The sequence below is a fragment of the Bacteroides sp. B1-V-101 genome (assembly GCF_023656585.1).
In the GTDB taxonomy this organism is placed as follows: Bacteria; Bacteroidota; Bacteroidia; order Bacteroidales; family Bacteroidaceae; genus Bacteroides; species Bacteroides thetaiotaomicron.
In genome coordinates this window covers 1-14,120 of sequence record NZ_JAMOKH010000047.1, presented here as the reverse complement: position 1 = coordinate 14,120, position 14,120 = coordinate 1, and the positions used below count along the sequence as shown (strand labels likewise).

Below are 14,120 nucleotides of genomic sequence, written 5' to 3'. Positions count from 1 at the left end.
GATATCTACTAATAATATTAGTTAAACAACTGTTTTATTTAGTAGATTAACTAATAGTGTTAGTTGTTTGTTTGAAAAATAGTATTATATTTGTGCCATTGGAAGAACAATAAATATGTAGACTATGAAACAGATGAGACGATTGACCGTCAAAGAGGAAGAAATTATGCGTATATTTTGGGAACATGGACCTATGTTTGTTCGTGAACTTCTATCATTCTATGATGAACCAAAACCGCATTATAACACAGTTTCTACCCTTGTTCGAGGGCTGGAGGAGAAAGGTTTTGTGGGGTATAAAGCCTACGGAAATACTTATCAATATTATGCTCTTGTTTCGGAAAAGGAGTATAAGAGTTCGGCACTCAAAGAGGTGGTTTCTCAGTATTATAATAATTCCTATATCAATGTAGTGTCTTCTTTTATTGAAGAAGAAGGGATGTCTGTTGATGAACTAAAATCGCTGATAGAGTATATAGAGCAAAGTAAAAAGAAGAAGTAATCTCTCTCTGGTCTATCGGACAGATACGATTTTTATTCTATGGACAAACAACTTTTAATCTGAAAACACAATGGGAGCTTTTTTATTCTATCTGCTGAAATCCGGATGTTGCTTAGTGGTCTTTTATATTTTCTTTAAGCTGCTGATGAGCCGGAGTACTTTTTTCCGTTTCAACCGCATCACTTTGTTGGTTGGGTTGTTAGGATGTACTTTGCTTCCACTTATAGAGCTGACAACTACCGAGGAGACTTTTTTGCATACTCCGTTGTATGCCATTCACGAGATATTGCAAAGTACGGAGTCTGTCATTCTAAATCCGGAACAGATGGAAGATCCTATTCTTATATCTGAAAAGAATCCGGAAATAAACTCTTTGAATTGGATTCCTGTGACTTTAGCTTTTATATATGGAGTGGGGGCTTTGGTGACACTGATCTGGTTGTCTTTGTCCACTTGTCGTTTGATTCAGTTGATTCGTACGTCAGAGAAAAAACAGTTTGGAAACTATGTATTAGTGATTCCTCAGCAGCCAACTGCTTCATTTAGCTGGGGTAAATATATTGTTATTTCAGCAGCTGACTACTCTCAACAGTCCGAAGAAATACTCCTCCACGAAACGATGCATTTACGAAATCATCATACTTTGGACTTATTGTTTATGCAGATATTCCTGCTTGTTTATTGGTTTAATCCTGTCGTTTGGCTACTAAAACGGGAGTTGCAGGAAGTACATGAATTTGAAGCCGATAATGGCGTAATTAATACAGGCATCGATGCAACTAAATATCAATTATTACTGGTGAAAAAAGCTGTTGGTACAAGGCTCTACTCTATGGCTAATGGCTTTAATCACTCTAAACTTAAAAAACGTATCACTATGATGTTAAAAGAAAGAACCAATCGTTGGGCACGATTAAAGCTGTTGCTTGCCGTGCCTGTGATGGCTGGAGCGCTTTATGTGTTTGCACAGCCGGAAGTGAAAGAAGTTCCGCGACAGATTCAGTCTGAACTTCAGCAGAAAGAAGCGGATGATTATTCATCTTTGATGTTTTTTTTCAAAGAAGGGGGAGAGAGATACAGCAAGCTGGTTAATGGAGCGTATCCACCCTCTAAGATTAAAGCAAGACAGGTTCACTCCCTTTTTGTTAATAAACAAAATAGGGTGATGTTCGATAATGATGTATGTTCAGTGGATGAGTTGAAGTCTACTATTGTGAAGAATTTGATGAAATCCTGGGAAGAAAGTAAGAGGAAAGAATACCAAGTTATTTCTTTTCAGGTTGATCGCGGAAGTGAAATTGCTGCACTCACTACTATACTCAAAGAAGTAAAAGGAGCATTTGAGCAAATTCGTGCTGATTTGTCTATTACATCGACAGATAAAAGTGAAGAAGCGTTGGACCGATTGTTTCCTGTTCTACTGTCGGAAGGTGCTGCGAGAAATTATGGATTGAAAGAGCTGTCAATGGAGGAGAAAATCAGTGGGATTGTGGTAACAATTCACACTTCGGAAGGGAAGGAAGTAATGAAAGATTTTACTTTAACGGAATTGAAACAGAAAGTCACTGCTGCACGTGCAAAGCAAGCTGATCCGGAAAGTTTGGTTATTGGCCTCAAGATAGAGAAAGGGTGTAAGATGGGATACGTGACGGATACCAAGCAGGTGCTGAGGGAATGTAGTGCATTGAAGATTAATTATTCAACTGATAACTAATTAGTTTATAAATAGTGTCACTATATAGCCAGCATAGTGACACTATCCAATCAGCATAGTGACACCATCCAATCAACATGGTGACACTATCCCAACCGGATAGCGACACCATCTTAAAAGGTCTATAATTTTTATTTTATTCATCATCCCCGTCATCTGTTATCGGCAGAATTCTCTGACTTTCCTCATGGGGCAATTGTTCTACTTGGCGTAGTTTCCGTTCAATAGCGCGGGTTCTTTTCCCCATCACTTCTTCCAGTTGGTCACCGGCACTTTGCAGGTTCTTCTGTACCTTTTCGAGTAGTCCTCCGAATTTGCTGAATTCGGTTTTAACTGCTCCCAAAACGGTCCACACTTCTCCGGTACGTTTTTGAATAGCCAGCGTGCGGAATCCCATCTGAAGGCTGTTCAATATAGCACCAAGGGTAGTCGGTCCCGTCACAACAATCTTATATTCTTTTTGTAGCGTCTCTACCAAGCTTGTTCTTCGGATTACCTCTGCGTAAATACTTTCAAAAGGCAGGAACATAATGGCAAAGTCTGTGGTGAAAGGCGGGTCTACATATTTATCGTGAATATCTTTCGCCATTTTCTTGATAGTCGTTTCCAGCTGCTTGCCGGATGATTCCATCAATGCAGTATCTCCTGCTTCGAAAGCATCGTAATATTGTTCATATACATCTTTCGGGAATTTAGCATCGATAGGCAGGTATACAGTGCTGTTCGCATCATCCTTACCCGGTAACTTAATGGCAAATTCCACAAATTCAGTTCCGCTTTTCTTGGTTTTTACATTGGCGTCATATTGTTCCGGACTCATCATCTGTTCCAGCAATGCTCCTAACTGAACTTCACCGAATGTACCGCGCATTTTTACGTTACTCAATACTTTTTTCAGTCCGCCGACGTCTTGTGCGAGAGATTTCATTTCTCCCAGTCCCTTCTGTACATTTTCCAGTTGTGAGCGGACGATTTCAAAGGACTGACCAATGCGTTCATTCAGTGTCTTCTGCAATTTCTCTTCCACCATTAGTCGCATATCATCCAGTCGCTTCTCGGTCGATTTTATCAAGACCTCTTGCTGGCGTGCCATCGTGTCGAACTTCTGGCGTTGCAGTTCTCCGTTCGTCATCATGTTCTTATGCAGTACGTCTTGTAGTTGCTGCATATTCTGATTTAGCGTTTGGGTCATTTCCATACGAAGTTCCCGGATACTGCGGTTTAGTTCTTCACGGTTCTCTTGCATTTGCTGGCGCAAGACTGTCTGCAATTGTTCCGCTTGCGCATGATTATTTCCTTTTGCCAGTGATAGTACAATCGAGATTACTGCTAATGCGGCAATAACAATGAGTAGAATCAGCTCCATCAATAAGTCAGAATTTCGTTTCCGGTTTCAGTAATCAGAATCATATTCTCCCATTGGGCAGAAGGCAGTCCGTCATCTGTGCATACCGTCCATCCGTCAGCTTCGTCAACGAATACTTCATAAGTACCCATATTTATCATCGGTTCAATGGTAAAGGTCATGCCCGGAACGATCATCATTCCCGTTCCCCGACGTCCGAAATGTTCCACATCCGGTGCTTCGTGAAACTGCATTCCTACACCATGTCCGCAAAGATCGCGAACCACGCTGAATCCGTTCTTTTCTGCGTGTTCCTGAATGGCGGCGCCTACATCTCCCAATTGTTTCCAAGGCTGTGCGGCGGCTATACCTATTTCCATACACTCTTTAGTCACTTGAACCAGTTTGTGCATTTCGGGACTTACATCACCGATCATAAACATACGGGATGCGTCGGAGAAATATCCTTTGTAAATGGTAGAAACATCTACATTGATGATATCTCCGCTTTGCAGTATCTCTGTTTTGCTGGGAATACCGTGGCATACCACATCATTGATACTGGTGCAGACACTTTTAGGAAATCCTTCGTAGTTGAGAGGAGCGGGGATGGCACCGTGTTTTGTAGTGAAGTCATATACCATGACGTCGATTTCTTCGGTAGAGATCCCTTCACGGATATGCTCCGAAATATAATCCAACAGGGCAGTGTTGATTTTGGCACTCTCACGGATTCCTTCCAGTTGTTCGGGAGTACGCAGTACTTTGCGCGGTGGGAGTTTGTAACCTTGTTTTCTGTATTTCTGTATTTTCGCTTCTACTTCAGCCGGGTAATTGGAGGGAGTAAACCGGAATCCCTTGATAAAGTTCTTCATTATTATAGGATGTTTTTTAATCGTACTACAAAGGTACGAGAATAAATGGAAAATGAAATCGTTTATCATGTGATTCCTTTTTTACCATTCATAAGAAATACTGATCTGAGGCACCCATTCCCATCTCTTTTGTATGGTGTTATATTGATATTGTACGCCGGTTTTCAATTTCCAGCCTTTACCTACTTTTAAAACAATGTCGCTGCCTAGTGTGGTTGGTATTGCTTCAGAAGAAAGTCCGCGATATCTTCGGGTGTCCAGATTTTGTTCACCATATATGTTAAGAAACCATTTTTTAGAGAGCTTATAATCCATTTGAGTTTGGATATGAAAATGGTTTGAACTTTCACTAAAGTTACTTTTACTATGCAGAGTGAAATTTTTGTTTATTTTGAGCCGTGAATAAGTGGGTAAGAAGGTAGAATTAGTCTGTCGAAAGATGTTATGAGTGTGAAAAGGTAATTTCAGAGATATGATTGTTGATTTAAGAGTCGGTAATGTTGGATCAAAGTCAACAAAGGATTTTGTATGATATAGCATGTTCTGTTCTGTCTTCTTTACGAATTCTTTATTGATTCTGATTTCTTGCTCAGAATTTAATGTTTGCTGTAGCCTCAATGAATCTTGTTTGCTCCACTCTTGTCCTGCTACGGATAAAGGGAGTAATAATAGACAAAGAGTACCTAACTGATATTTGTAAACGTCCATATAGTGTGCTAGTATAGTTTATTCTATGGACGGTGAAAAAGTGAAAATGCTGCTTTGTGTAATGAATAAATAATGGCTATTTTACATAATATGAGAATACTTTTCTTTTTTTGTATAGGTGTATTTATAATTTTGAGGTTAAAAGAGAACCGCATAGCTTGAGCAAATATGATTCCGGATCATTCAGGCACACAATATAATTCAGAAGTTTTTTTTCTTTCATATCACTATACAATTTTGCAAAAACTTGATCTTTTCTTAATAAGTCTATAGAGACAAATGTCTTAAATATGTATATACGTTCTTGACGGCTGATAATATCTCCGTATTTTGTTATCATAATTTCTTTTGAGATAGGGGACAATGTCTTCGAATATATTTGTTTGCACTTCTTTTCTGAGCATTCCAGGACTCATAGTTCTTGTTATCATTCTGTGATGTTTGTATTTAAGATAATCGTTTTGCTTTGAATACCGGTTCTATCTTCTGAATCTCCGATTCAAATCCGAACCAATAGCCATGTCCTTCTTCATCAATAGGAAGAAAACATAACCGTAGGTTCTCACGATATGAACCATATATAATTTCCCAATTATCAGGAGGAACTTGGCGTTTTGTCTTTACTTTTTCAGCGGGGATTTTCTTTAACGACATACCGGCTTCTATCCATGCAATACTGACTTGTGTCATGTAATCGGGATAATGATTCTTGCAGAAATTATAGAGGATAAGTCCTCTTTTTTCTAGGCTCAAAGGAGTGTCGATGACATCAGTCTGTACTAAATGGTCAAGTAACTCATGCAGAAAATGCGGATTTTCCAAAATGAGGGTACGAGTCAGGCTTCGCCATGTAGGTGTATTATAGAATCCGTCTAAAAGACGGGACAGATAGTGGGCGGTCTGCAATTCTTCTACGGAAATTTCTTTAGTTTGCAAAACTTCGTAGGGAGGGAGAGGAGAGTATTGAATGCCTAACTCTTCCGCCCTTCTTCGCATTTCCGTGCCGGGAAGTAATTTTAATGATTCCAGTTGTATTTCCCCTGCACCATATTCGGCAAGTGTACGAACGTCTTCAAATATTTCGGATAGATGATAGAGAGGAAGACCGGCTATCAAGTCTGCGTGTGTCTCCATGTTCTTAAGGGAACAAAGATATTTCAGACCTTGAAGGGCATCAGATAATTTTCCGATACGTCGGCTTTTCTCTAATACGGGTTCACGAAGGCTTTGAATACCTGCTTCGAGGTGTAGCAAACCATTAGGTAAAATAGCGAGTTCTTCTTTTAATTCTTCGGAGAGAAGTGCCGGATGAATTTCCAAATGGAAACAGATGTCCGAGGCATATTCACGGAAGAGGTGAAGAAGTTCTTTGGCTCGCTTATTATTATAGTTGAAAGTGCGGTCGAGTACACGCACATTTTTGATGCCATGCTGATGGATAACATTCAATCGTTCGCGGATTGCCTCCAATGAAATGGTGCGAACCGGTTTTTCACCTCCGCTGACGCAGAAAGCGCATGTGTTGAAACATCCTCGGGTAGTTTCCAGTTGTACGAAAGGCTTGCTCCAATTAAAAAAACGACTTTTCTCCGGTGAGACAAGTTGAGAGAAGTTCATGACACGGGCAATACCGTTGTCTTTATATTGGTCTGATTCGTCCAGATAGCATAATCCGGATATCTGATTCCACTCATTCACAGGGTGATTCCATACTTTTAACCAAATAGGGAATACTTCTTCGCCTTCTCCCCGAAACACTCCGTTGACAAATTTGTTCTTTCTTAAGAAGGCTTCGTTATTTCCTAAAAACTCCGGACCGCCGAGTACGATGCAGCAATGAGGTAGCAAAGCTTTGGCACGTGAAACAATATGCAACAGTTGCTCGTGATTAAATAGCCAGTTGGTAGCAGCAATAATATCCGGTTGATGGTGATAGATTTGGTTGACTACCATTCCGGTATTTTCGTTGATGGTTGCCGATACTGTACACCACTCAATGGTAGTGTCATCTGCTATTTGAGCATGTAATGCAGGCAATGCCAGCGATGAGTGCGCATAGGAGCTATTTAAATCAAGCCAAAGAAGTTTCATGTGTAAATTTTACTGTTAGTGGGGCAAAGGTACAAAAAACTTGCGTCTTAAGGCGTATAGTAAAATAAAAACGCTAATTTTGCAATAATAAACGCAATAAACTAGAAAATTATGAAGAATTTGAAAAATACGTAGGTGTTCTTATGTTGCTGACTTTATTGGTCGGCTTTACTTCGTGCGAAGATGATGAAACTATATTTGATAGAATCGTTGGACGTACGTGGGTTGGTGATTTAGGATTTGAATCTGATGATCGTTTTCATGATCCTTTGGAAAGTGGCATCTACTTAGGCGCTGATGGATTTGGAGAGGATCAGCTATGCTACTATGATAATGGAGATTATTATGGAAAACCATTAAGACTACAATGGAGGGTGGGAAACGGAGCTCTTTATATTGATTATGGTAATGTTGCTGCTCCACGCGAATTACGTAATGTATATGTTAGTCATGGACGTATGACGGGAACTTTATATATTGATGGATTCTACTTTGGAGATGTGGAATTATATATGCAATAACGATTGATGTATTGAGTCTTTCTTTGAAGAAGGGAATAAACAGATAAGAGGAGACGATATAATAAAGGAGAGGTTGAGCTAATCAACCTCTCCTTTATTATATATCCTTTTTTATTTCTTCAGGAACAACTTCTTAAACTCTCCCGGATAAGGTGTCTCAAACTCCATTAAATCTCCCGTCACCGGATGATAGAAACAAAGTTTGAAGGCGTGGAGTGCCAGTCTTCCGATTGGGTTAAGCGATTCTTCGCCTCCATATCTTCCGTCACCTATAATAGGATGTCCTAAATTCTGCATATGTACACGGATCTGATTCTTACGTCCTGTTTCCAGATCAAGTTCTAACAGTGAATAACCGTTAGCACGTTTGATTGTCTTGTAGTGTGTGATGGATTTTGAACCACCATCATCATAATCGCTGGAGCTTACATAAAGAGTTTTATCCGTCAGCCAGGAAACCACAGTGTCATAATCCTTCTCCATTGTTCCCTCAACAACAGCTACATAACGGCGGTCAGTCACTATTTCATGCCAGTTGTCACGTAATGTCCGTTGTGTTTTTTCGTCTTTTGCGAACATCATTAATCCTGATGTATCCCTGTCCAGACGATGTACGATAAACACACGGTGCTGTCTGCCCGAGCGCTGTACATATTCATTCAGAATCGTATAAGCGGTGCGCTCTTTTTGTCGCTCGGTATTGACAGATAAGAGTCCTTGCATTTTTTCCACTACAATGATATAAGCGTCCTCATATACAATTTTCAGCAGTCTGTTATGAAATTCCTTCTTTCCTTTTTCCTTGCTGATTTGTACTTTCATTCCGGGTTGCAGCGGAAAGTTGAACTGAGTGGTGATTACGTTATCTACCAATACCACCCGTTTGCTCAGTAATGACTTCAGTTTCGTGCGGCTTGCGTCCGGCATTTTGGCAGCCAGAAACTCCATTAGTTCCATGGGCTCTTTGACTGCATAGTTCGTATATTGGGCACGTGCTTTTTCTGCAGGAGTTCTTCTCGGTCTTTTTTCCATTTCTTTTTTCTTTTGCGAACAATTCAACTAACGTATTATCGAAGCTCCAGCAACACTACATTTTCCACATGATGCGTATGCGGGAACATATCTACAGGTTGCACAGCTTTCACTTTATATTTGCCGTCAAGCAGTTGTAAGTCGCGTGCTTGCGTAGCCGGGTTGCAGCTTACATACACAATCCGCTTCGGTTCGGCAAACAGAATAACATCAACCACATCCTGATGCATACCTGCACGTGGGGGGTCGGTGATAATCACATCCGGACGTCCATGCTGATTGATAAATTCCTGAGTCAGCATATCTTTCATATCTCCGGCATAGAACAAGGCATTCTTAATCTCATTAATCTCGGCATTTACCTTTGCGTCTTCGATAGCTTCCGGTACATACTCGATACCAATCACCTGACGGGCCTGGCGGGATACAAAATTGGCAATGGTTCCCGTTCCGGTATATAGGTCGTATACCAGTTCCTTTCCGGTCAGCCCGGCAAATTCGCGGGCTATCTTATATAAATTGTATGCCTGTTCGGAGTTGGTCTGATAGAATGATTTCGGACCGACTTTGAAACGCAGTCCTTCCATTTCTTCAAACATATGGTCTTTTCCCTTGAATACATGTACATCCAGATCATTGATCGTATCGTTGCACTTATTATTAATAATGTATAGGAGAGAAGTGATTTCGGGGAATGAATCGGCAATGAACTGCAGCAGTTGCTTGAATAGTTCCATTTCATGGTCTTCCGTAATCTTGCAGATGACAATGACCATCAGCTCTCCTGTTGATGAAGTGCGGATAATCATATTCCGTAACATACCTTCCTGAGTACGCAGATTGATGAAGGAGTAATCATGCTCGTAAGCATAATCGCGTACAGCATTACGAATACGATTGGAGATGTCGTCCTGTAACCAGCATTTTTCAATAGCCAGCACTTTGTCGAAAGCTCCGGGAATATGAAAACCTACAGCATTCATCTGATCATACTTCACATCCTGCCGAACTTCATCGTTCGTGAGCCAGCGTTTGTTCGAAAAAGTGAACTCCAGTTTATTCCGGTAGAACTCTGTTTTGGCAGAACCCAGAATCGGTGAAATTTCCGGAAGTTCGATCTTTCCGATGCGTCTCAGATTGTCTTCTACTTGTTTCTGCTTATACCTGATTTGTTCCGAATAGGGGAGTACCTGCCATTTGCAACCGCCGCATACGCCGTAGTGTTGGCAGAAAGGAACGGCACGTACGGGCGACAGCTCGTGGAATTTCACAGCTTCGGCTTCGGCGTATTTGTTCTTTTTGCGCTTGATCTGCAGGTCTACAACATCACCTGGCACTACATAAGGAACAAAAATCACCAGGTCGTTTACTTTTGCGATGGCTTTTCCTTCGGCAGCCACATCCGTTATTGTTACCTTCTCCAGCAGGGGAAGTTCTTTTCTCTTTCTTGCCACTTTTACACCAATCTAATAATTATGATGCAAAAGTAGGTATTTTTTTTGGAAAACTTTCGTGTCTATGAAAATATTCCAGATTGTAATGTCGAAATTGCATTTTAATAGAAAGTTTTTTCTCAAAAAGTTTTCTGGTTTGCGAAATATACTTAGATTTGCGAACAGAAAAAAATCATAATGTAACTTTAAACACAATATTATGGATAAAAAAAGAGTTTATACCTTTGGAAATGGTCAGGCAGAAGGAAAGGCCGACATGAAGAATTTGTTAGGTGGTAAAGGTGCCAATCTTGCCGAGATGAATTTAATTGGAATTCCCGTTCCTCCCGGATTCACAATAACTACAGAAGTTTGTACGGAGTATAATACGTTGGGACGTGATAAAGTGGTTGAGTTGCTGAAAGATGAAGTAGTAAAGGCCATTGCCCGTGTAGAAGAATTGATGAAATCTAAATTCGGTGATATCGAAAATCCATTGTTGGTTTCTGTACGTTCAGGTGCCCGTGCGTCTATGCCGGGTATGATGGATACTATTCTGAACCTGGGTCTGAATGACGAGGTGGTGGAAGGTATCATCCGCAAGACTGGTAATGCCCGTTTTGCATGGGACTCTTATCGTCGTTTTGTACAGATGTACGGTGACGTTGTTCTGGGCATGAAGCCGACGAACAAGGAAGATATCGATCCGTTCGAAGCAATCATTGAAGAAGTAAAAGAATCAAAAGGAGTAAAGCTTGATAACGAACTGGAGGTAGCAGACCTGCAAGAACTTGTGAAGAAGTTCAAGGCCGCTGTGAAAGAACAGACCGGAAAAGATTTCCCGACTTGTGCTTACGAACAACTTTGGGGAGCTATCTGTGCCGTATTTGATTCATGGATGAACGAACGTGCTATCCTTTATCGTAAGATGGAAGGTATACCCGATGAATGGGGAACAGCTGTAAACGTACAGGCTATGGTATTCGGTAATATGGGTGACACTTCTGCAACGGGTGTTTGTTTCTCTCGTGATGCCGGTACAGGTGAAGACCTTTTCAACGGTGAATACCTGATCAACGCACAAGGTGAAGATGTGGTAGCCGGTATCCGTACTCCACAACAGATTACGAAGGTTGGTTCTCAGCGCTGGGCTGTACTGGCAGGTGTAACTGAAGATATTCGTGCTGCGAAATTCCCTTCAATGGAAGAAGCTATGCCGGAAATCTATAAGGAACTGGATGCATTGCAGACTAAATTGGAGAACCACTATAAAGATATGCAAGACATGGAATTCACCGTGCAGGAAGGTAAGTTATGGTTCCTGCAGACTCGTAACGGTAAACGTACCGGTGCGGCTATGGTGAAAATCGCAATGGACTTGCTCCGTCAGGGCATGATTGATGAAAAGACTGCTTTGATGCGTGTAGAACCTAACAAACTGGATGAACTTCTTCACCCGGTATTCGATAAATCTGCTTTGAAACAGGCGAAAGTGCTGACTCGCGGTCTTCCGGCTTCTCCGGGTGCTGCAACCGGTCAGATTGTATTCTTCGCTGATGATGCTGCCGAATGGCATGCTGCCGGAAAGAAAGTGGTAATGGTACGTATCGAGACTTCTCCGGAAGACTTGGCCGGTATGGCAGTTGCCGAAGGTATCCTGACAGCTCGTGGTGGTATGACTTCTCATGCTGCTGTGGTAGCTCGTGGTATGGGTAAATGCTGTGTATCCGGTGCAGGAGCATTGAATATCGACTATAAGACTCGTACAGTAGAAATTGACGGCATTGTTTTGAAAGAAGGCGATTATATTTCTTTGAACGGTAGTACAGGCGAAGTATATAATGGTAAGGTAGAAACTCAGGCTGCCGAACTTTCCGGAGACTTTGCCGATTTGATGAAACTCTCAGATAAATATACCCGTCTGCAAGTACGTACCAATGCGGATACTCCTCACGATGCGGAAGTAGCACGTAACTTTGGTGCAGTAGGTATCGGTCTTTGCCGTACGGAACATATGTTCTTCGAAGGTGAAAAGATCAAGGCAATGCGTGAAATGATTCTGGCAGAAAATGCAGAAGGACGTCGTAAAGCACTCGCTAAGATTCTTCCGTATCAGCAAGCCGACTTTAAGGGTATTTTTAAAGCAATGGCCGGTTGTCCGGTGACTGTTCGTCTGCTCGATCCTCCTTTGCATGAGTTTGTTCCTCATGATACGAAGGGACAGCAGGAAATGGCTGATACGATGGGTGTAAGCCTGCAATATATCCAGCAACGTGTAGAATCGCTGTGTGAACACAATCCGATGTTGGGTCACCGCGGTTGCCGTCTGGGAAATACATATCCTGAAATCACTCAGATGCAGACACGCGCTATCTTGGGTGCTGCTCTTGAACTGAAGAAAGAAGGAGTAGAGACTCATCCTGAAATCATGGTTCCGTTGACCGGTATTTTATATGAATTCAAGGAACAAGAGAAGGTGATTCGTGAAGAGGCTGCCAAGTTGTTTGAAGAAGTGGGCGACAGCATTGATTTCAAAGTAGGTACTATGATTGAAATTCCTCGTGCAGCTCTGACTGCTGATCGTATCGCTTCATCTGCTGAATTCTTCTCATTCGGTACGAATGACTTGACTCAGATGACCTTCGGATATTCTCGTGACGATATCGCTTCCTTCCTTCCGGTCTATCTGGAAAAGAAGATTCTGAAAGTAGACCCGTTCCAGGTGCTCGATCAGAACGGTGTAGGTCAGTTGGTACGTATGGCTACAGAAAAGGGCCGTGCTATCCGTCCGGATTTGAAATGCGGTATCTGTGGCGAACATGGTGGTGAACCGTCTTCAGTGAAGTTCTGCCATAGAGTAGGTTTGAATTACGTTAGTTGCTCTCCGTTCCGGGTACCTATCGCAAGATTAGCAGCGGCGCAGGCAGCAATTGAAGGATAGAAAGATAAACTGGTTAGAAAGTTAACTTTCTGATAATTGGGCTGTAATCGTCTCGTGAGAGAATGATTACAGCCTTTTTTGTTGGATGATGTTATTTTTAATTGTATTTGTTCAGCCCTGATAATCAGCCATTAATAATGATTTGTTTGGTGATTATTATAAAAAACTAACTAAATATTTGTTTAAGATGAAGAAGTAGCTTAATTTTGCCCCCGAAAACAAAACATGTTTTTATTTTATAACTTAAAAAGAAAGAAGATGAAAAAGGGTTTATTATTGGTAGTTGTAATGTTAGCAACTATCGCTGTAAAAGCACAGGACATTTACGTAGGCGGATCATTGAACGTATGGCGTAACAGCACAGGCAACACTACTTCTTTTAAAGTTGCTCCGGAAATCGGCTACAATTTTAATGAAACATGGGCATTGGGTGCTGAACTGAACTATTCACACGAATATGTGAAACAAGTGACTGCAAATACAGTTACTGTTGCTCCGTACATCCGTTGGTCTTACTATCAGAATGATGCTGTACGTCTGTTCCTGGACGGAACTGCTGCTATTGGTTTCGTGAAAATCAAAGATGGTGATACCACTAAAGCAGGTCAGATCGGTTTGAGACCGGGTATCGCTGTTAAACTGAACGATCATTTCTCTTTTATCGCCAAGTATGGTTTCTTGGGATATCGTAAGAATGTGAACACTTCCGGAGATTCTTTCGGTCTGATGTTGACTAGCGAAGATCTGTCTATTGGTTTCCACTACAATTTCTAATCGAGTAGTAGATAATAAAAAAATAGGAAAGGGGATTCTCTGAAATAGGGAATTCCCTTTCTTTAGTTCGCCCAGCACGAACATATTCTAACGGGTGTAAGTCCCTAAAGCGCCCTGACAACGGGAAGTATATAGCCAACGGCAAGGGTGTCCATCGTGAGGTGGAATCTGAAGGAAGCCTGCG

At 41.4% G+C, this 14,120-nt stretch carries 11 protein-coding genes; 5 read left to right on the top strand and 6 right to left on the bottom strand.

Annotated features, from left to right (window positions below; all coding sequences use genetic code 11):
• Positions 1–133: 133 nt before the first annotated feature.
• A complete protein-coding gene (locus tag NBH01_RS22990; RefSeq protein ID WP_055298570.1) occupies positions 134–502 on the top strand; it encodes a BlaI/MecI/CopY family transcriptional regulator in 369 nt (122 codons plus the stop codon).
• Positions 503–572: 70 nt separating this feature from the next.
• The gene (locus tag NBH01_RS22985; RefSeq protein ID WP_055298167.1) at positions 573–2,216 is read left to right on the top strand and encodes a M56 family metallopeptidase; all 1,644 of its coding nucleotides are present in this window, start codon (positions 573–575) and stop codon (positions 2,214–2,216) included.
• 136 nt (positions 2,217–2,352) lie between these two features.
• On the opposite strand, the gene NBH01_RS22980 is transcribed toward NBH01_RS22985, so the two are convergent.
• The 4 genes from NBH01_RS22980 to NBH01_RS22965 form a co-directional block, all read right to left on the bottom strand.
• Positions 2,353–3,582 carry a DNA recombination protein RmuC gene (locus tag NBH01_RS22980; RefSeq protein WP_234141724.1) on the bottom strand — a complete coding sequence of 410 codons (1,230 nt, stop codon included), beginning with the start codon at positions 3,580–3,582 and terminating at the stop codon, positions 2,353–2,355.
• The gene (gene map, locus NBH01_RS22975) at positions 3,582–4,436 is read right to left on the bottom strand and encodes a type I methionyl aminopeptidase (RefSeq protein ID WP_195381247.1); all 855 of its coding nucleotides are present in this window, start codon (positions 4,434–4,436) and stop codon (positions 3,582–3,584) included. Before map ends, NBH01_RS22980 begins: the two co-directional genes overlap by 1 nt.
• 81 nt (positions 4,437–4,517) lie before the next feature.
• Positions 4,518–5,144 (bottom strand): DUF4858 domain-containing protein, encoded by a 627-nt coding sequence (locus tag NBH01_RS22970; protein WP_195381248.1) that lies wholly within the window; start codon positions 5,142–5,144, stop codon positions 4,518–4,520.
• A gap of 447 nt (positions 5,145–5,591) precedes the next feature.
• Positions 5,592–7,235, bottom strand: a complete 1,644-nt coding sequence (locus NBH01_RS22965) for a B12-binding domain-containing radical SAM protein (RefSeq protein WP_195381249.1) — start codon at positions 7,233–7,235, stop codon at positions 5,592–5,594.
• A 143-nt stretch (positions 7,236–7,378) separates the two neighbouring features.
• On the opposite strand from NBH01_RS22965, the gene NBH01_RS22960 reads away from it, so the two are divergent.
• On the top strand, positions 7,379–7,756 hold the full coding sequence (locus NBH01_RS22960; protein WP_250700325.1) for a hypothetical protein: 378 nt from the start codon (positions 7,379–7,381) through the stop codon (positions 7,754–7,756).
• 111 nt (positions 7,757–7,867) lie between these two features.
• Here NBH01_RS22960 and NBH01_RS22955 read toward each other — a convergent pair whose 3' ends face one another.
• Together NBH01_RS22955 and rlmD are read right to left on the bottom strand one after the other, a co-directional pair.
• On the bottom strand, positions 7,868–8,788 hold the full coding sequence (locus tag NBH01_RS22955; RefSeq protein WP_008761267.1) for an RluA family pseudouridine synthase: 921 nt from the start codon (positions 8,786–8,788) through the stop codon (positions 7,868–7,870).
• 35 nt (positions 8,789–8,823) lie between these two features.
• A complete protein-coding gene (gene rlmD, locus NBH01_RS22950) occupies positions 8,824–10,242 on the bottom strand; it encodes a 23S rRNA (uracil(1939)-C(5))-methyltransferase RlmD (RefSeq protein ID WP_008765522.1) in 1,419 nt (472 codons plus the stop codon).
• Between the two features lie 199 nt (positions 10,243–10,441).
• Between rlmD and ppdK the strand changes: the two genes are divergently transcribed.
• Both ppdK and NBH01_RS22940 read left to right on the top strand, forming a co-directional pair.
• The gene (gene ppdK / locus NBH01_RS22945) at positions 10,442–13,162 is read left to right on the top strand and encodes a pyruvate, phosphate dikinase (RefSeq protein ID WP_008761269.1); all 2,721 of its coding nucleotides are present in this window, start codon (positions 10,442–10,444) and stop codon (positions 13,160–13,162) included.
• Between the two features lie 258 nt (positions 13,163–13,420).
• Positions 13,421–13,936, top strand: coding sequence for an outer membrane beta-barrel protein (locus tag NBH01_RS22940; RefSeq protein ID WP_055218188.1), 516 nt, complete (start codon positions 13,421–13,423; stop codon positions 13,934–13,936).
• Positions 13,937–14,120 lie beyond the last annotated feature (184 nt).